The following is an 18,807-nucleotide window of genomic DNA, read 5'->3' as shown; positions in this document are numbered from 1 at the left end:
GTGGCACTATGTGCCGCCACGCGCCGCCGGAGCTTGGAATTCCACCCCAAATCCGGCGTCTGACCTGCGCCGCCGCCTCGATTCCGGGAGAACCCGAGGAAGGTGCCAGCCTTTTGCGGACGCTGTGAAGGGGTCGTGCAGACTGGCCGGATGCGTACGGAACTCGTCTCGGAACCAGGCCTCGCCGACCGGCCCAACGAGGACTTCGCGAGCGTCGGACTACCCGCCTCGGGACAGGGTGGTTCACTCGTCGTGCTTGACGGTGTGACGCCGCCACGGACCGCGACGGGGTGTCTGCATTCCGTGCCCTGGTTCACGGCGCGCCTGGGTGGAGCGCTGACCGAACTGACCGTTTCACTCCCGGATCTTCCCCTCGCCGAGGCCCTGTCCCGCGCCATCGCGCGTACCGCGGCGGCACACGCGGAAACCTGTGACCTTTCTCACCCGCGCACACCGCAGGCAACCGTGGTCCTCGCGCGCTGGTCCGCGGCCGCCGTCGAGTATCTGGTCCTGTCCGACTCCGCCCTCCTGCTGGAGGCTTCCGACGGCACCCTCACCCCCGTCCTGGACGACCGGCTGGCCCGGCTGCCCCGCTCGGCCCTCGCCACGGACGCGATGGTGGACGCCAACCTGCGCAACAAGGAGGGCGGCTTCTTCACGGCCGCGGCCGACCCCGGGGTGGCGGCACGCGCCGTGACGGGGGTGCTGCCGCGCGGTGAGGTGCGGACGCTGGCGGCGCTCACGGACGGGGCCGCGCGGTGGGTGGAGAAGTTCGGGGAGGGCGACTGGGCGGACTGCCTGGCGCTGGTACGCAAACAGGGCGCGCAGGCGCTGGTGGACCGGGTGCGGGAGCTGGAGCGCGCGGACGCGGCGGGCGACCGGGCGTTCCTCGGGCGCAGCAAGACGCACGACGACGCGACGGTGGTCTACGCCGAGCTGTGAACCTGGTGATGGGACGGACCGGCGACGCCGGTACTACTTCTCCATCCCCCGGTTGAGTTCGTGCAGCAGCCGGGCCAGTTCCGTCACCTCGCGCGGGTCCCAGTCGGCGAGCCGCCGGGCGTACCGGGCGCGGCGGGCCTCCCGGACCCGGCCGACGCGTTCCTGGCCCTCCGGGGTCAGGGTGACCAGCCAGGCCCGGCCGTCGGCGGGGTCGGGCTCGCGGGCGACGAGCCCGAGTTCCTCCAGGGCACGCAGCTGGCGGGACATGGTGGCCTTGCCGACGCCGATGAAGGCGGCGAGGTCGGTGGCGCGCTGGCCGCCGCACTCGCCGAGCCGGACGAGCAGGCCGTACGCGGACGACTCCAGGTCGGGGTGGACCTCCCGGGCCATCTCGCCCTGGTTGGCCCGGGCCCGCCGCAGCAGGACGGTCAACTCCCGCTCCAGGGCCAGGAACTCCGGTTGGTTCACACCACTGCCGGACAGGCGGGATTCGCCTCCGCGACCGCCGCCGTTCCCGTCTTCGTGCACGTCAGCCCCTGCCTCGATTTTCCGGTCCTGAAAGTTTCCGCCACGGGCCGCCATCGCCGCAGCTCGCCAAGTATTTCGCAGGCTTAGACCAACGGCGGCTCCCGGTCCTCTTCCACCCAGTGTTTCTACGTGCGTAGAGTCTTCACCGGACCTCCGAATGGCATGCGCACGCCATCCCGATGCCATCCAGGGGTTCTCCCCACTCGCGCATCCCCCACCGAGCACCACCGAGCCATCGGAGGCACGTCATGCTCGTGCACAGATCCGGATCGGCCCGCGGACGGCGGTTCGCCGTCACCGGGATCCTGCTCGCCACGTTCTCCCTCGTGTTCACCCTTCCCGCCGACGCCTCGTCGTCCGCGGACGTCCCACCCCGCGGCTCCGCCCGCATGGGCATGGGCGTCGCGGCCCACGACGGCGAACACGGCACCCCCGTACCCGGCCGCGCGGCCCAGACGGAAGGCGTCGACGTCTCCAGCCACCAGGGCAACGTCGCCTGGTCGACCCTGTGGAACAGCGGCGTCAAGTGGGCCTACGCCAAGGCCACCGAGGGGACGTACTACACCAACCCCTACTTCGCCCAGCAGTACAACGGCTCCTACAACGTCGGCATGATCCGGGGCGCCTACCACTTCGCCACCCCGGACACGACGAGCGGCGCCACCCAGGCCAACTACTTCGTGGACCACGGCGGCGGCTGGTCCAGGGACGGCAAGACGCTGCCGGGCGCGCTCGACATCGAGTGGAACCCGTACGGCGCCACCTGCTACGGCAAGTCGCAGAGCGGGATGGTCTCCTGGATCCGCGACTTCCTGAACACCTACAAGGCCCGCACCGGCCGCGACGCCGTGATCTACACGGCCACCAGCTGGTGGACCCAGTGCACCGGCAACTACGGCGGCTTCGCCGCCAACAACCCGCTGTGGATCGCCCGGTACGCCTCGACGGTGGGCACGCTGCCGGCCGGCTGGGGCTACTACACGATGTGGCAGTACACGTCGTCCGGTCCGACGGTCGGTGACCACAACAAGTTCAACGGCGCCCTGGACCGCGTCCAGGCGCTCGCGAACGGCTGACGCACGACGCGTACGGCGACGGCCCGGACTCCGCACGGAATCCGGGCCGTCCCCTTTCCTCATCCGGCCGCGTCCTCCCCCAGTGCCGAAAGCCTGGGAGGTACCCCCATCGCCGCGACCGGAACCTCCGGCTGCGCACCGTGGGTCGCCGGTGCGAGCGCCAGTTCCAGGACCTGGCGGACGTCGGTGACGGCGTGGACGTCGAGCTTGTCCAGCACCTCCGCGGGGACGTCGTCCAGGTCGGGCTCGTTGCGCTTGGGGATGATCACCGTGGTGACCCCCGCCCGGTGCGCGGCGAGCAGCTTCTGCTTGACGCCGCCGATCGGCAGCACCCGCCCGGTCAGCGAGACCTCGCCGGTCATCGCCACGTCGGTGCGGACCAGCCGGCCCGAGAGCAGCGAGGCGAGGGCCGTGGTCATGGTGACGCCGGCGCTCGGGCCGTCCTTGGGGACCGCTCCCGCCGGGAAGTGGATGTGCGCTCCCCGGTCCTTGAGGTCGCCCACCGGCAGTTCCAGCTCGGCGCCGTGGCTGCGCAGGAAGCTCAGCGCGATCTGCGCCGACTCCTTCATCACGTCGCCCAGCTGACCGGTCAGGGTCAGCCCCGCCGCGCCCGTCTCCGGGTCGGCCAGCGAGGCCTCGACGTAGAGGACGTCGCCGCCCGCGCCGGTGACCGCGAGGCCGGTGGCCACGCCGGGCACCGCGGTGCGCCGCTCGGCCGGGTCCTGGGCGGACTCGGGCACGTGGTGCGGCCGGCCGATCAGCCCGCGCAGGTCGGCCTCGGTGACGGTGAACGGCAGCTCCCGCTCGCCCAGCTCGTGCTGGGCCGCCACCTTGCGCAGCAGCCGCGCGATGGACCGCTCCAGGGTGCGCACGCCCGCCTCGCGGGTGTACTCGCCCGCCAGCTTGCGCAGCGCGCCCTCGTCGACGGTGACCTCGTCGGCGTCCAGTCCGGCCCGCTCCAGCTGGCGCGGGAGCAGGTGGTCACGGGCGATGACGACCTTCTCGTCCTCGGTGTAGCCGTCCAGGCGGACCAGCTCCATGCGGTCGAGCAGGGCCTCCGGGATGGCCTCCAGGACGTTGGCGGTGGCGAGGAAGACCACGTCGGACAGGTCCAGCTCGACCTCCAGGTAGTGGTCCCGGAAGGTGTGGTTCTGGGCCGGGTCGAGGACCTCCAGCAGGGCCGCGGCCGGGTCGCCCCGGAAGTCGGAGCCCACCTTGTCGATCTCGTCGAGCAGGACGACCGGGTTCATGGACCCCGCCTCCTTGATCGCCCGCACGATCCGGCCGGGCAGCGCGCCGACGTACGTACGCCGGTGGCCGCGGATCTCGGCCTCGTCGCGGACGCCGCCGAGGGCGACCCGGACGAACTTGCGGCCCATCGCGTGGGCGACGGACTCGCCGAGGCTGGTCTTGCCGACGCCGGGCGGGCCGACCAGGGCGAGCACGGCACCGCCGCGCCGGCCGCCGACCACGCCGAGGCCCCGGTCGCCGCGCCGCTTGCGCACGGCCAGGTACTCGGTGATGCGCTCCTTCACGTCCTCCAGGCCCGCGTGCTCGGCGTCGAGCACGGCCTGGGCGCCCTGGATGTCGTAGGCGTCCTCGGTGCGCTCGCTCCACGGCATCTCCAGGACCGTGTCGAGCCAGGTGCGGATCCAGGAGCCCTCGGGCGACTGGTCGGAGGACCGCTCCAGCTTGTCGACCTCCTTGAGCGCGGCCTCGCGGACCTTCTCGGGCAGGTCGGCGGCCTCCACGCGGGCGCGGTAGTCGTCGGACTCCTCACCCTCCTGCTCGCCGTTGATCTCGCGCAGCTCCTTGCGGACGGCTTCGAGCTGGCGGCGCAGCAGGAACTCCCGCTGCTGCTTGTCGACGCCCTCCTGGACGTCCTTGGCGATGGTCTCGGCGACGTCCTGCTCGGCGAGGTGGTCGCGCAGCTGCTGGGTGGCGAGCTTCAGGCGGGCCACCGGGTCGGTGGTCTCCAGCAGCTCGACCTTCTGCTCGGTGGTCAGGAACGGCGAGTATCCGGAGTTGTCGGCGAGCGCGGACACGTCGTCGATGGCCTGGACCCGGTCGACGACCTGCCAGGCGCCGCGCTTGCGCAGCCACGCGGTGGCGAGCGCCTTGTACTCCTTCACCAGCTCGGTGACCTGGCCGGGCAGCGGCTCGGGGACGGTCTCGTCGACCCGGGTGCCCTCGACCCAGAGCGCGGCGCCGGGACCGGTCGTACCGGCACCGATGCGCACCCGGCCCCGGCCGCGGATCAGGGCGCCCGGGTCGCCGTCGGCCAGGCGGCCGACCTGTTCGACCGTGCCGAGCACGCCGGTGGCGGCGTGGGTGCCGTCGATGCGCGGAACGAGGAGGACGCGGGGCTTGCCGGGCTCGGACCTGGCGGCGGCCTGGGCGGCCTCCACCGCGGCCCGTACCTCGGCGTCGCTCAGGTCCAGGGGGACGACCATGCCGGGCAGGACCACTTCGTCGTCGAGCGGCAGCACGGGCAGGGTGAGCGGTGTGAAGGCGGCGGACTCAGCAGCCATGATCTCCCCTTCGGCAGTCAAGTTGAGTTACATCGACTCAATGAAAGGGAGCCCGGGATTGTTCCCCAAGGCCTGTTCGCTGTGAGCGATCAAGCGCCGGGGGGCATTTCCCGCCTCTGGGGACAGCACCGTCGTACCGGTCCGCATTCCTCCGGCCGGGCGATGCCAGGATGGGCCGATGCCCCTCACTACCCACGACTCCCCCGACGCGCCCGAGGTGCTGGACCGCCGCGAGGGTCCGTACGGCGAGGTGGTCCTGCGCCGGCACGGGACGTTGCTCCAGATCATCGCGAACGGCTGCTTCCTGATGGACACCTCCGACGGGCGCTCGGAGCGGCGCCTGGTCGACGCGGCGGCCGACGCGCTGGCCGCCTCCGGCGGGCGGACCGCTCCGCACCTGCTCATCGGCGGTCTCGGAGTCGGCTTCTCCCTCGCCCACGCGGCCGCCGACCCCCGCTGGGGCCGGATCGCGGTCGTCGAGCGCGAGGGCGCCGTCATCGACTGGCACCGCTCCGGACCACTGGCCGCGCTCTCCGCCGACGCGCTGGCCGACCCGCGCGCGGAGATCGTCGAGGCGGACCTCGTCGAGTACGTCAATGAGACATCCGACACGTACGACGCCCTGTGCCTGGACATCGACAACGGCCCCGGCTGGACCGTCACCGAGGGCAACGACGGGCTGTACGCGCCGTCCGGACTGGCGGGCTGCGCACGGCTGTTGAGGCCCGGCGGGGTGCTCGCCGTATGGTCCGCGCAGCCCTCTCCGGAATTCGAAGAAACCTTGCGTAATGCCGGTTTCCAACAGGTGCGTACCGAAGAGATCCCCGTTGCCCGGGGCGTTCCGGACGTCGTGCACATCGGCGTCGGGCCTGGATAGCAAAGGCGCGGTGACTCCCCGTACGCTGCTGCCCTGACGCGGATCATTCAAGCGTCAAGCGCAGTCATGGGATCACCCCACGGATTCCGGAAAGCACACCTCAGGGGCGGGCGATGGAGCAGACACAGACCTCCCACAACGGCACGGCCACCCAGGGCGCCCAGCGCCGGGTGCTGGTGGTCGAGGACGATCAGACGATCGTGGACGCCATCGCGACCCGCCTGCGCGCCGAAGGGTTCCTGGTGCAAACGGCGGGCGACGGTCCGTCCGCCGTCGACACGGCCGAGGCTTGGCAGCCCGACCTGCTGATCCTCGACATCATGCTGCCCGGCTTCGACGGCCTGGAGGTCTGCCGGCGCGTGCAGGCCCAGCGGCCGGTGCCGGTGCTGATGCTCACCGCGCGCGACGACGAGACGGACATGCTGGTCGGCCTCGGCGTCGGCGCCGACGACTACATGACCAAGCCGTTCTCGATGCGCGAGCTGGCCGCCCGCGTGCACGTGCTGCTGCGGCGGGTGGAGCGGGCCGTGGTGGCCGCCTCCACCCCGCGCAGCGGCATCCTGCGCCTGGGCGAGCTGGAGATCGACCACGCGCAGCGCCGGGTGCGGGTGCGCAGCGAGGACGTCCACCTCACGCCGACCGAGTTCGACCTGCTGGTCTGCCTGGCGAACACCCCGCGCGCGGTGCTCTCCCGCGAGCAGCTGCTCGCCGAGGTGTGGGACTGGGCCGACGCCTCGGGCACCCGGACCGTGGACAGCCACATCAAGGCGCTGCGCCGGAAGATCGGCGCCGAGCGCATCCGTACCGTGCACGGCGTGGGTTACGCCCTGGAGACACCGACGCCATGAGCAGCGGAGGACGGGAAGCCGCCCGGAAAAGCTCCGGCCCTCGGACCGCCGGGGAGTCCTGGGGCGGCGTGCGCCCGTTCTCGATCAAGACCAAGCTGGGCGCGCTGGTCGTCACGTCGGTGCTGATCACCACCGGCCTGTCGGTGATAGCGGTGCACACCAAGACCGAGCTGCGGTTCATCACGGTCTTCTCGATGATCGCCACGCTGCTGATCACGCAGTTCGTGGCGCACTCGCTGACCGCGCCGCTGGACGAGATGAACGCGGTGGCCCGGTCCATCTCGCACGGCGACTACACCCGCCGGGTGCGCGAGAACCGCCGCGACGAGCTGGGCGCCCTGGCCGTCACGATCAACCGCATGGCCGACGACCTGGAGGCCCAGGACCTCCAGCGCAAGGAGCTGGTGGCGAACGTCTCGCACGAGCTGCGCACCCCGATCGCGGGCCTGCGCGCGGTGCTGGAGAACATCGTCGACGGCATCACCGAGGCCGACCCGGAGACCATGCGCACGGCGCTCGGGCAGACCGAGCGGCTCGGCCGGCTGGTGGAGACGCTCCTCGACCTCTCCCGCCTGGACAACGGCGTCATACCGCTGCGCAAGCGGCGCTTCGAGGTGTGGCCGTACCTGTCGGGCGTGCTGAAGGAGGCCAACATGGTCGCCTCCGCGCGCGCGGGCATCGCCTCGGGGTCCGGCAGCCACACCCGTACCGACGTGCACCTGGCCCTGGACGTCTTCCCGCCGGAGCTGACCGCGCACGCCGACCCCGAGCGCATCCACCAGGTCGTCGCCAACCTGATCGACAACGCCGTCAAGCACAGTCCGCCGCACGGCCGGGTGACGGTCCGGGCGCGCCGCGGTGAGCTGCCGGAATCGCTTGAGCTGGAGGTTCTCGACGAAGGACCCGGCATTCCGCGCTCGGAGTGGCGCCGGGTGTTCGAGCGGTTCAACCGGGGTTCGGTGTCGCGGCCGCACGGTCCGGGCAGCGACGGCGGCACCGGTCTGGGCCTCGCGATCGCGCGCTGGGCGGTGGATCTGCACGGCGGCCGGATCGGGGTGGCCGAATCCGAGCGGGGCTGCCGCATCCTCATCACTCTTCCGGGCCTGCCGTCGACGTCCGGTTGACGTAGGGTTCGAAGCGGAGCGTCAAGATCCACTGCGTCCGCGCCGACGGACACGTGTGATCAGGCACGGGCCCGCGTTTTTCGAGGCGCCGGGTCGCGGCCTTCCGATCCCTCACGCAGCAGAACCTCGGTTGTTTCCCGCCATTTCCAGTGCCGAAACGCGGTCTGCGATGTGACTTACGCGACGATGAACGGGCCCGGTCTGACCTTCCGGGGTCGGTAGGCGTAGCCTTGATTCCCGCTGTCCACCATCTTGTGAAGAAGCGGAAGAGGGCGGTTCTCGCCGTGTCGCCACAGTCCCCCAGTAACTCGAGCATCTCGACCGACACCGACCAAGCGGGCAACGCGGGCAAGAACCCCGCGGCCGCGTTCGGTGCCAATGAGTGGCTCGTCGACGAGATCTATCAGCAGTACCTCCAGGACCCGAACTCCGTGGACCGAGCCTGGTGGGACTTCTTCGCCGACTACAAGCCCGGCGCGGCGGCCACCCCGACCGCCGCCGGCACCGTGACCACGGACGCCGGCAGCACGCCACCGGCCGCCCCTGCCCCGCAGGCGCAGGCCGCCGCCCCGGCGCAGCCGAAGGCTGCCGCCCCGGCGCCCGCTCCCGCGAAGCCCGCCGCTGCCGCCCCCGCGGCTCCGGCCGCTCCGGCCGCCAAGCCCGCCGCCGCGCCGGCCAAGCCCGCCGCCAAGCCGCAGGCGAAGGCCGCCGCGCCCGCCAAGGACGCCGGCGCCGCCCCCGAGGGCCCGGAGCTGGTGACCCTGCGCGGCCCGGCCGCCGCGGTCGCGAAGAACATGAACGCCTCGCTGGAGCTGCCCACGGCCACGTCCGTGCGCGCGGTCCCGGTGAAGCTGCTGTTCGACAACCGCATCGTCATCAACAACCACCTCAAGCGCGCCCGGGGCGGGAAGATCTCCTTCACGCACCTGATCGGCTACGCGATGGTGCAGGCCATCAAGGCCATGCCGTCGATGAACCACTCGTTCGGCGAGAAGGACGGCAAGCCGACCCTGGTCAAGCCGGCCCACATCAACCTCGGCCTCGCCATCGACCTGGTCAAGCCCAACGGCGACCGCCAGCTGGTCGTCGCGGCGATCAAGAAGGCCGAGACGCTGAACTTCTTCGAGTTCTGGCAGGCCTACGAGGACATCGTCCGTCGCGCCCGCGACAACAAGCTGACGATGGACGACTTCACCGGCGTCACGGTCTCCCTGACCAACCCCGGCGGCCTCGGCACCGTCCACTCCGTGCCGCGCCTGATGCCCGGCCAGTCGGTCATCCTGGGCGTCGGCTCCATGGACTACCCGGCGGAGTTCCAGGGCACCAGCCAGGACACCCTGAACAAGCTCGGCATCTCGAAGGTCATGACGCTCACGTCGACCTACGACCACCGGGTCATCCAGGGCGCCGCCTCCGGCGAGTTCCTGCGCCAGGTCGCCAACCTGCTGCTCGGCGAGAACGGCTTCTACGACGAGATCTTCAAGGCGCTGCGCATCCCCTACGAGCCGGTCCGCTGGCTCAAGGACATCGACGCCTCGCACGACGACGACGTCACCAAGGCCGCCCGCGTCTTCGAGCTGATCCACTCCTACCGGGTCCGCGGCCACGTCATGGCCGACACCGACCCGCTGGAGTACCAGCAGCGCAAGCACCCCGACCTGGACATCACCGAGCACGGGCTCACCCTGTGGGACCTGGAGCGCGAGTTCGCGGTCGGCGGCTTCGCCGGCAAGTCCCTGATGAAGCTGCGCGACATCCTCGGCGTGCTGCGCGACTCGTACTGCCGCACCACCGGCATCGAGTTCATGCACATCCAGGACCCGAAGCAGCGCAAGTGGATCCAGGACCGCATCGAGCGCTCGCACACCAAGCCGGAGCGCGAGGAGCAGCTGCGCATCCTGCGCCGCCTGAACGCCGCCGAGGCCTTCGAGACGTTCCTGCAGACCAAGTACGTCGGCCAGAAGCGGTTCTCCCTGGAGGGCGGCGAGTCCGTCATCCCGCTGCTCGACGCGGTCATCGACTCGGCGGCCGAGTCCCGCCTGGACGAGGTCGTCATCGGCATGGCCCACCGCGGCCGGCTGAACGTGCTGGCCAACGTGGTCGGCAAGTCGTACGCGCAGATCTTCCGCGAGTTCGAGGGCAACCTCGACCCGAAGTCGATGCACGGCTCCGGCGACGTGAAGTACCACCTGGGCGCCGAGGGCACCTTCACCGGCCTGGACGGCGAGCAGATCGCGGTCTCGCTGGTCGCCAACCCCTCGCACCTGGAAGCGGTGGACCCGGTCCTGGAGGGCGTCTCGCGCGCCAAGCAGGACATCATCAACAAGGGCGGCACGGACTTCACCGTCCTGCCGGTGGCGATCCACGGCGACGCGGCCTTCGCGGGCCAGGGCGTGGTGGCCGAGACCCTGAACATGTCGCAGCTGCGCGGCTACCGCACCGGCGGCACGGTCCACGTCGTCATCAACAACCAGGTCGGCTTCACCGCCGCCCCGGAGTCCTCGCGCTCCTCGATGTACGCCACCGACGTGGCCCGCATGATCGAGGCCCCGATCTTCCACGTGAACGGCGACGACCCGGAGGCCTGCGTCCGCGTGGCGCGGCTCGCCTTCGAGTTCCGCCAGGCGTTCAACAAGGACGTGGTGATCGACCTCATCTGCTACCGCCGCCGCGGTCACAACGAGACCGACAACCCGGCCTTCACCCAGCCGCTGATGTACGACCTGATCGACAAGAAGCGCTCGGTGCGCAAGCTGTACACCGAGTCCCTCATCGGTCGCGGCGACATCACCCTGGAAGAGGCCGAGCAGGCGCTCCAGGACTACCAGGGCCAGCTGGAGAAGGTCTTCACCGAGGTCCGCGAGGCCGTCTCGCAGCCGGCGTCCGCGGAGCCCTCGGAGCCGCAGGCGGAGTTCCCGGTCGCGGTGAACACCGCGATCAGCGCGGAGACCGTCAAGCGCATCGCCGAGTCCCAGGTCAACATCCCCGACCACATCACCGTGCACCCGCGGCTGCTGCCGCAGCTGCAGCGCCGCGCGGCGATGGTCGAGGACGGCACGATCGACTGGGGCATGGGCGAGACCCTCGCCGTCGGCTCCCTCCTCCTGGACGGCGTGCCGGTCCGGCTCACCGGCCAGGACTCGCAGCGCGGCACCTTCGGCCAGCGCCACGCGGTCGTCATCGACCGTGAGACGGGCGACGAGTTCACCCCGCTGCTGTACCTGTCCGAGGACCAGTCCCGGTACAACGTCTACAACTCGCTGCTCTCCGAGTACGCGGTGATGGGCTTCGAGTACGGCTACTCGCTGGCCCGCCCGGACGCGCTGGTGATGTGGGAGGCGCAGTTCGGCGACTTCGTCAACGGCGCGCAGACGGTCGTGGACGAGTTCATCTCCTCGGCCGAGCAGAAGTGGAACCAGACCAGCGGCGTCACCCTCCTGCTCCCGCACGGCTACGAGGGCCAGGGCCCGGACCACTCCTCGGCCCGCCCCGAGCGCTTCCTCCAGCTGTGCGCGCAGAACAACATGACGGTCGCGATGCCGACCCTGCCGTCGAACTACTTCCACCTCCTGCGGTGGCAGGTGCACAACCCGCACCACAAGCCGCTGGTGGTCTTCACCCCGAAGTCGATGCTGCGCCTCAAGGCGGCGGCCTCGAAGGCGGAGGAGTTCACGACGGGCCAGTTCCGCCCGGTCATCGGCGACGACTCGGTCGACCCGGCCGCCGTCAAGAAGGTCGTCTTCACCGCCGGCAAGGTCTACTACGACCTGGACGCCGAGCGGAAGAAGCGCGGCCTGACGGACACGGCCATCATCCGCATCGAGCGCCTGTACCCGCTGCCGGGTGCCGAGCTCCAGGCGGAGATCGCCAAGTACCCGAACGCCGAGAAGTACCTGTGGGCCCAGGAGGAGCCGGCGAACCAGGGTGCCTGGCCGTTCATCGCGCTCAACCTGATCGACCACCTGGACCTGGCGGTCGGCGCCGACGTCCCGCACGGCGAGCGCCTGCGCCGCATCTCGCGGCCGCACGGCTCGTCCCCGGCCGTCGGCTCCGCCAAGCGGCACCAGGCCGAGCAGGAGCAGCTGGTGCGCGAGGTGTTCGAGGCCTGAGCCTCTGACGCCGCCCACGGCCGCGCCGCGAAGGGCCCGGTTCCGGAGACTTTCCGGAGCCGGGCCCTTCGGCGTTCCCGGCGCACGCGGGTGCCCGGTCAGGTGCGCTGGGGTTCGAAGTCCCAGAACGGAGCGCGCCGGGCACGGGCCGACAGGGTGTGCGGATGCTGCGGGCCGAGGGCGGCGACCAGTCCCTCCAGGGCCTGGCTCTGCACCGCGTCGGCCTGCCCGAGCCTCCCCCGCACGCGCAGTTCGGCCGCGAGGGCCACCCCCGCGAAGAGCGTGAACGGATGGGTGGGGCCGAGGACGCCCGCCGCCGTGCCTGCCGTGTTCCGGCTCAGGGCGAGGGCACGGTCCGCGTCTCCGGCGTCCCCGTGCAGGATCGCCGCGTTGAGCGCGCAGCCCAGCGTCCAGGGGTGGTCGTGCCCCACGGCGGCGTCCATGTCGGCCAGCGCGGCGTCGGCGAGGGCCGGTGCGCGGTCGTGCTCGCCCGCCCGGTGCAGCAGCAGGGCGTGATTGGCGCGGGCCCCCGCGGCGTAGGGGTGTCCCGCGGTGAGCGTCTCCTCGTAGCGGGCGACGACGCGCTCGCTCAGCGCACGGGCCAGGTCGAGGTCGCCGAGCTCCCGGGCTAGGCAGCTCCGGCCGGCGAGGAGCATCAGCACCAGCGGGTCGCTGTCGCCGAGCACCCGCTCCCCCAGCTCCAGTGCCACACCGACGTGGTGTGCCGCCGCGTCCATGTCGCCCACGGCGTAGCGGCACAGGGCGAGGTTGTGCGCGGCGAGAAGGGTCTGCCGGTTGTGGGCGCCCAGTGTCTCGCGCACCAGCCGCCAGTTGGCGTCCTGCCTCGACAGGGCCTCCTCGTGGCGGCCGAGCAGCCGGAGGTCGACGGCGCACGTGGTGTCCGAACCCAGCGTCCACGGGTGCCGGTCCCCGAGCAGCCTGCGGCGTTCCCGGAGGGTGGGCAGGTCGACGCTCAGGGCGTCCTCGTAGCGGCCGAGCAGCCGCAGCGAGACCGCCACGTTGTTCCGTGCGTTCAGGGTGCGGGTGTCCTGGTCGCCGAGGAGTTCGCGGTACGTGCCGTGCACCCGTCGCGAGATCTCCAGTGCCTCCGCGTAGTGCCCGAGGCCGCGCAGGTCCGCGGCGAGTCCGCCCAGGGCCCGCAGCAGGTCGGGGTCGCGTTCCCCCCGCTGCTCACTCAGGTGCCGGACGGCCGCCCGCTCGATCTCCATCGTGCGGTGGAAGTCGCCGGCCGCGCGCAGCAGGTTGGCGTAGTGGTAGGTCAGTTCCCAGACGAGGGGGTGCTGGTCGCCGAGGAGCGAACGCCAGATCCGGGTGGCGTGGCCGCCGAGCCGGACGCCCGCTCCGTACTCGCCCGACAGGTACAGGTAGCGCAGGCAGTCGAGGACCAGTGTCTGCACGGCCTCGTCGGTGGTCGCGAGGACGTCGGCGTACTTGAGGTGCGGCACTATCCCGGCGTACCTGGGCCACTGTTCGGGGGCCGACGGCCGGCCGCGGCCGGCCGCGGCCAGCGCCCGCCGTACGACGTCGACGAGTTCGCGCCGAACCTCGTCCGGCATGGCCTTGTGCGCCATCTGGTGGACGACCCGGTGCACGTACAGGTGCTCGCGCCCCGGTTCCGCCGGGTCCGGTTCCACCCGGACGAGGGAGTGCCTGCGCAGGTGGCCGAGGGCCCGGTCCCAGCGCCGGGGGTCGCTCAGCAGTGAGGCCACGGAGTCGGGCAGCCCGTCGTGCGGCATGCTCCGCAGCAGGTGGACGGGGACGAGGCCCGGGGCGAAGAAGGTGCACAGCCGGAGCAGGACGACGGACTCCGGTGCGGTCTGGCGCAGTTCGGCCAGCAGGATCGACCAGGCCGTCCGGAAGGCCGGCGGGAAGTCCTCCGCCGCGTTGCGCGCCTCGCCCTCGGTACCGTGGCCGTCCGCCAGCAGGGCCAGGTACTCGTCCACCGAACGGTCCGAGTCGTTCAGCCAGCCCACCGTCTGGGCGAGCAGCAGCGGCAGGTCGCCCAGGGCCTCGGCGAGCCGGTCGGCCTCGGCCGGTGTCGGACCGGGCGCGCGGCGGCGGATGAAGGCGATCGACTCGTCACGCGTGTACACCGGCACTTCCAGCAGCCCGCTGCCGTAGCGGCCCCACTCGGGGTTCCGCGAGGTGACGAGGACGTGTCCCGGGCCCGTCGGCACCAGGTTCTCGATCTCCTCGGGCTCGTCGGCACCGTCCAGGACCAGCAGCCACCGCGAGTACGGCTCGCCGCGGCGCAGCGCGTCCCGCACCGCGCGCAGCCGTTCCCCGTACTCCTGGCCGGTCCGCAGGCCCAGTCTGGGGGCGAGTTCGGCCAACTGGCGGCGGCAGTCGGCCCGGTCCTGCGCGTTGACCCACCACACCACGTCGTACTCGGGGGCGAGCCGGTGCGCGTACTCGGCGGCGAGCTGCGTCTTGCCCACCCCGGACATGCCGTGCAGCGTCAGCCTCGCCGTGCCCGGCCCCGCACCGCTCAGCAGGTCGTGGACCTCGTCCAGCAGGGCATCACGGCCGGTGAACCGGGTGTTGCGACGCGGTACGGCGCCCCAGACGCCCGGCGCGTCCGCCGGAAACCGCGGCCCGGTCCCGGCCCCGGCCGCGTCCCCTGTCACCGGCCCGGACGGCAGGCCGAGCCGCTCCAGCAGGCGCCGCTCGGCCTCCTCGGCCCGCAGGCCGTGCAGTGCGGCGGGCGCCAGCAGGGAGACCTCCGAGGGAAGCGTGGCCCCGGTGACCGACACGGCCGCGAACCGGGCCCGGTCGGGGGCGACGACCTCGCGCAGGGCCGCGTTCCACTCCTGGTGCGCGTGCGTGCCGTCGCCGAAGTAGGGGGCGTTCAGGACGAGCAGGGCCCGCCCGGGCGCGAGGGTCAGGTCGCGCAGCAGGGCCGCCGGGGGGACGTCGGCCCCGGCGCCCCGGCGCAGCGGCGCCACCCGCACACCGCGCCGCTCCAGCCGGTCCCCGATCCAGGCCGCCCAGGCCCGGTCGAGACCGGCGAAACTGATCGTGACCGTCTGCCGGTCCGGGTCGGGTCGCACGGGGACCGGGGGCTGGTGCGGCAGGGCCGGCCGCGGGATGTGCGGCGGCGTGGGCCCGCCCGGAACGCGTACCGCCGCGGCGGCGGTGGCCGCGTGGATCTCGCAGCGCAGTTCCGCCTTGCGGACCGGCACGCCCCACTGGTTGCTGACGGTCAGCCACAGCGAGGCGGGGCCGAGGTCCGTGCCCGCGGAGACCCGGAACCGCGCGGGACCGTAGGTGCTGCCGAAGCGGTGCAGGACGACGTTCGGTTCGCCGAGGGCGGAGCAGTCGAGGTGCGGGGCGCCGTCCAGGGTGACGGTGAAGGTGAACTCCTCCTCGGGGTAGGGCCACTGGGCGGGTGTGCCGTCCGGGGCGGGGAGGGGGCCGCGCAGATCGACAGTGACGAGGTAGTCGCCCCCCGCCTCCGCCTGCCGGGGCCACGCGACGACGGGCTCGATCAGCAGCGGTTGCCCGGACGGCCGTCCGGCGGCGCTCACCGGCCGCCTCCCCCCTCGGTGCCGAGCGCGTCCACCGCGGTCAGCCGCAGCGCCGTCCTCGGATGCCCGTAGTAGTGGAACATGAACGCGTACAGGAGCCGCAGCACCCGTTTCTGGCCCACGACGTCGACCTGTCCGTCATCGTTGCGGACCCGGGGCAGCTCCGCCAGGGACCCGAACTCCTCCAGTGCCCGCACCCGGAAGTCCCGCAGCGTCCGCACCACCGGGCGGCGGGGGTGCTCGGCCACCTCGCGCACCAGGCGCCGCGCCATCGCCCGGGCCTCCAGGTCACCGACCTTCCCGGAGCTGACGATGCAGCCGCCCGCGCCCTTGCGCAGGAACAGCTCCGCGAACCCGCGCAGCGCCTCCTCCCCCTGGGCCCGGTTGTCGACGAACCGGCCGGAGTCGCAGGCGTTGAGGCAGACCAGCGAGCCGTCCCGCCGCAGCACCGACATCGGCTCGCCGTTCAGCTCGGCCCAGGTGCGGTCGCCGAGCGTGAGGCGCGGCACGGCCTCACCGTAGGTGCCGTGACAGCCCAGGTAGACCAGTCCGGTGCGGTCGTCCTGGGTGTCGAGGTCGCTGAGGAAGGGCGTCATGAGCCGGTGCAGCCGGTGCGCGTACGACGTGAAGAGGCGGCCGTCGTCCGCCATGTCCCGGTGGAGGTAGCCGAGCACGCGGCCGTGGCAGTCCCCGGTCTCGGCGGGCAGGCCTCCCTGGCTCAGATCACGCACGGTGGTCCAGCGGGCGACGGCGATCAGCGCCCCCAGCGGGCCGCCCGCCAGACCGGCCGCCGCGTCCCCGGGCAGCAGGAGCAGCTCCCAGGGCAGGTCGTATCCGGTGTCGTCCCACACGACCAGGTGCAGGCCGTCGCCGTGCCGGGCGCGGATCCGGTTGATCCAGCCGGCGAGTTCGTACTGGTTGTCCGACCACAGGCGGATGCCCCGCAGCACCTCCGAGGGGTAGTGCCCGTCGCCGTCCTGCCGCAGCCGGGCGAGGCTGACGGCGGGAGCGGGTCGGCGGGTGGGTCCCGCCGCGCAGTTCACCGACAGGTCGCCGCACCAGCCCTGCAGCCGGTAGCCCGGCAGTCCGTCGGCCCCGTCGGCGCGCAGGACGCGCAGCACGGCGAAGCCGTCCTCCAGGCGTGCGCCGGGCCGTGCGTCGGTTCCGCCGAGTCCGGCGGGCGGCTCCGGGGCGCGGCGCAGGTTCAGCACCGAAGTGGCGGGGCGGCGGGCCACGGCCTTCAGTCCCGGCAGGGCAGCCCGCAGTCCTGCGGTGCCGTTGCCCGGGAGCCTGCGGGTCCCACGGCGCGGATCACTCACCGGCGGCCTCCGCCCCGGGCCCTTGGCGCCCGTCGACGACGATCGCCCCGAGCCGGTCGGCGAGGACGTACGGCAGGTCGCCGTACGGTTCCCGGCCCGGGTCGACGACCGCCACGTGCAGCCGCGTCCGGTCCATGGCACCGATCCGGGCCGCGGCCTCCACCGCGTCCTCGACCCCTGCGGCGGCCACCGCGCCGGCGAGCCGTCCGGTGTGGCTGACCCGCAGCGGGACGTTGCCGCGGCCGTCGGTCACGACCACCAGCCACGCTTGCGCCGGCCCGGTGCCGTGGCGGCGCAGCAGCCGGCGCAGCGAGTGCGCCGCGAGTTCGACTCCGTGGGCGAGCGGCGTCGCCCGGCCTGCCCGCCGGTACAGCGCGCCCGGCACCCGGGGGTCCAGGACACTGCGGGCCGTGAAGGACCCCGCGCGCAGCTCGTCGGCCGCGTCCGCCGCGCCGACCTCGATCACCTGGACCGTGGCCCGGCTCGTGTACGCCCACTGCAGGAAGGGGGCGAGGGCCTCCGGCCAGTTCCCGTCCCCGGTCCCGCCCCGGCAGGTGTGGTCCAGGAGCAGTACCAGGACCCGCTCGGGCGCGGCGGCGCGCACGTAGCTGTGCAGGTCGACGGGCGAGACGGTGAACCGTTCGGTGCCCCGGGCCCGTTGGTGCACGGCGGCCTCGCGCACCGTGCGGACGTGGGCGATGTCCCGCAGGTCCGTGGCGCGGCGGGTGCCGATCACGGTGCCCCGGGTGGAGACCGGCCCGGTGGTGCGCCGCCTGGGCCCGCTCAGCGGCACGGTGTCCCGCGCCGCGGCCGGCTCGTCCTCCGGGTAGGGGTTCCCCGCGGCCGGGGAGGGCGCGGCGCCGGGTGCGGTGCCGATTCCCTCGGCGGGCCCGGTGTCCAGCAGCCCCCGGTCGCCGTCGCGCGCCCGGAGCCGTCCGTCCCCGCCGGCAGCGCGCCGTTCCGGGAGGGTGCCGGGCGGGCCCGCCGGTTCCGGCCCCGGACCGGGCGATTCCGGGTCGTTCTCCGGGCGGTCCGGCACGCTCTGGGGCACGGCCACGCCGATGAGCCGGGCCGCGGCGTCGCTGTCGTCGGCCGAGGCCGACGGGCGGCCCTCCAGCGCCGCCAGAGTGCGGGCGAGCCGCAGAAGGGCCAGCTCCCGGCGGACCCCGGCGTCGGGCCCGAGCAGCTCCCGCGCCCGGCCGATCGCGGCGTCGCCGACGGGCACGGGCCGGATGCCTCCTTCGGCCGCCGAACGCCAGCCGGCCGGGAGCCCCGCAAACAGTGCCTCCCGTGCCTCCCCCTCGCCCGCTCCCGTCTCCGCCTCCGGTTCCGGTTCCGCGAGGGCCTCGCCCGTACCGGGCAGCCGCAGCCCCGCCGCCGACAGCCGTACCGCGAACCGGTCCAGCAGGTGCCGGCTGACCCGTCCCACGTCGGCGCTGCGGCAGACGGCCAGCCAGCGGGCCCGGGGCCGGACCGTCCGGCGCGGTCCACCGCGTTCGACGGTCACGACGTCGGCGCCGAGCAGCTGCACCGCGGCGCGCATCCCGGCGACGCTCAGCCGCGCGAGGTCGGGCACCACGACCAGCGGCGGCGCGCCGTCGGCGTCGTCCCCCTCGATCAGGGGGCCGGACTCGGTGCGCACGGTGATGCCGTGCCCGCCGCCGCGGATCCTGGTGCGGGTCCACAGGTCCTCGTCCCGGTCCGCGGCGCCGAGCACGAGCGGCGGGCGCGCCGGTTCGGCGGCCCCGGCGAGGACGGCGCCGAACAGCCGGGTGACCGGCTCGACGAGCCGGGGGTCCAGGTCGAGGAGCAGGACCCCGGACAGGGCGGGGTCGGCCGCCGCGCAGACCAGTGCGGGGCCGAGCCGGTGCGCGGGATCGTCGTACGGGGCGGCCGCCATCCCGG

General features: G+C 72.9%; 11 protein-coding genes. 6 read left to right on the top strand and 5 right to left on the bottom strand.

Features of this window, described 5'->3' with window-relative positions; all coding sequences use genetic code 11:
- The first annotated feature begins 150 nt into the window (after window positions 1-150).
- Entirely contained in the window at window positions 151-942 is a 792-nt protein-coding gene (locus ACFYZ3_RS26615) for a hypothetical protein (protein ID WP_388522504.1), read from the top strand.
- A gap of 33 nt (window positions 943-975) precedes the next feature.
- On the opposite strand, the gene ACFYZ3_RS26610 is transcribed toward ACFYZ3_RS26615, so the two are convergent.
- A complete protein-coding gene (locus tag ACFYZ3_RS26610; RefSeq protein WP_356856768.1) occupies window positions 976-1,470 on the bottom strand; it encodes a MarR family transcriptional regulator in 495 nt (164 codons plus the stop codon).
- A gap of 248 nt (window positions 1,471-1,718) precedes the next feature.
- On the opposite strand from ACFYZ3_RS26610, the gene ACFYZ3_RS26605 reads away from it, so the two are divergent.
- Window positions 1,719-2,546 carry a lysozyme gene (locus tag ACFYZ3_RS26605; RefSeq protein WP_388522500.1) on the top strand — a complete coding sequence of 276 codons (828 nt, stop codon included), beginning with the start codon at window positions 1,719-1,721 and terminating at the stop codon, window positions 2,544-2,546.
- Between the two features lie 59 nt (window positions 2,547-2,605).
- Here ACFYZ3_RS26605 and lon read toward each other — a convergent pair whose 3' ends face one another.
- Entirely contained in the window at window positions 2,606-5,077 is a 2,472-nt protein-coding gene (gene lon / locus ACFYZ3_RS26600) for an endopeptidase La (protein ID WP_388522497.1), read from the bottom strand.
- 178 nt (window positions 5,078-5,255) lie between these two features.
- On the opposite strand from lon, the gene ACFYZ3_RS26595 reads away from it, so the two are divergent.
- The 4 genes from ACFYZ3_RS26595 to ACFYZ3_RS26580 all read left to right on the top strand — a co-directional run bounded on the left by ACFYZ3_RS26595 (window position 5,256) and on the right by ACFYZ3_RS26580 (window position 12,035).
- Window positions 5,256-5,954, top strand: coding sequence for a spermidine synthase (locus tag ACFYZ3_RS26595; RefSeq protein ID WP_388522494.1), 699 nt, complete (start codon window positions 5,256-5,258; stop codon window positions 5,952-5,954).
- A 113-nt stretch (window positions 5,955-6,067) separates the two neighbouring features.
- Window positions 6,068-6,802: a response regulator transcription factor gene (locus ACFYZ3_RS26590; RefSeq protein ID WP_003973686.1), complete on the top strand. Its 735-nt coding sequence runs from the start codon at window positions 6,068-6,070 to the stop codon at window positions 6,800-6,802.
- Complete coding sequence (locus ACFYZ3_RS26585; RefSeq protein ID WP_388522490.1) at window positions 6,799-7,926, top strand: sensor histidine kinase; 1,128 nt, start codon at window positions 6,799-6,801, stop codon at window positions 7,924-7,926. The genes ACFYZ3_RS26590 and ACFYZ3_RS26585 overlap by 4 nt, the downstream gene beginning before the upstream one ends.
- A gap of 284 nt (window positions 7,927-8,210) precedes the next feature.
- On the top strand, window positions 8,211-12,035 hold the full coding sequence (locus ACFYZ3_RS26580; protein WP_388522487.1) for a multifunctional oxoglutarate decarboxylase/oxoglutarate dehydrogenase thiamine pyrophosphate-binding subunit/dihydrolipoyllysine-residue succinyltransferase subunit: 3,825 nt from the start codon (window positions 8,211-8,213) through the stop codon (window positions 12,033-12,035).
- Between the two features lie 98 nt (window positions 12,036-12,133).
- On the opposite strand, the gene fxsT is transcribed toward ACFYZ3_RS26580, so the two are convergent.
- The 3 genes from fxsT to ACFYZ3_RS26565 are packed head-to-tail and all read right to left on the bottom strand — an operon-like array spanning window position 12,134 to window position 18,802.
- Complete coding sequence (gene fxsT, locus ACFYZ3_RS26575) at window positions 12,134-15,583, bottom strand: FxSxx-COOH system tetratricopeptide repeat protein (protein ID WP_388522484.1); 3,450 nt, start codon at window positions 15,581-15,583, stop codon at window positions 12,134-12,136.
- A complete protein-coding gene (locus ACFYZ3_RS26570; RefSeq protein WP_361004259.1) occupies window positions 15,580-16,902 on the bottom strand; it encodes a CHAT domain-containing protein in 1,323 nt (440 codons plus the stop codon). The genes fxsT and ACFYZ3_RS26570 overlap by 4 nt, the downstream gene beginning before the upstream one ends.
- Window positions 16,895-18,802, bottom strand: coding sequence for a magnesium chelatase (locus ACFYZ3_RS26565; protein WP_388522481.1), 1,908 nt, complete (start codon window positions 18,800-18,802; stop codon window positions 16,895-16,897). Before ACFYZ3_RS26565 ends, ACFYZ3_RS26570 begins: the two co-directional genes overlap by 8 nt.
- Window positions 18,803-18,807 lie beyond the last annotated feature (5 nt).

The organism is Streptomyces sp. NPDC001599, from assembly GCF_042893535.1.
Taxonomy (GTDB): domain Bacteria; phylum Actinomycetota; class Actinomycetes; order Streptomycetales; family Streptomycetaceae; genus Streptomyces.
This window is presented reverse-complemented; position numbering and strand designations above follow the sequence as displayed.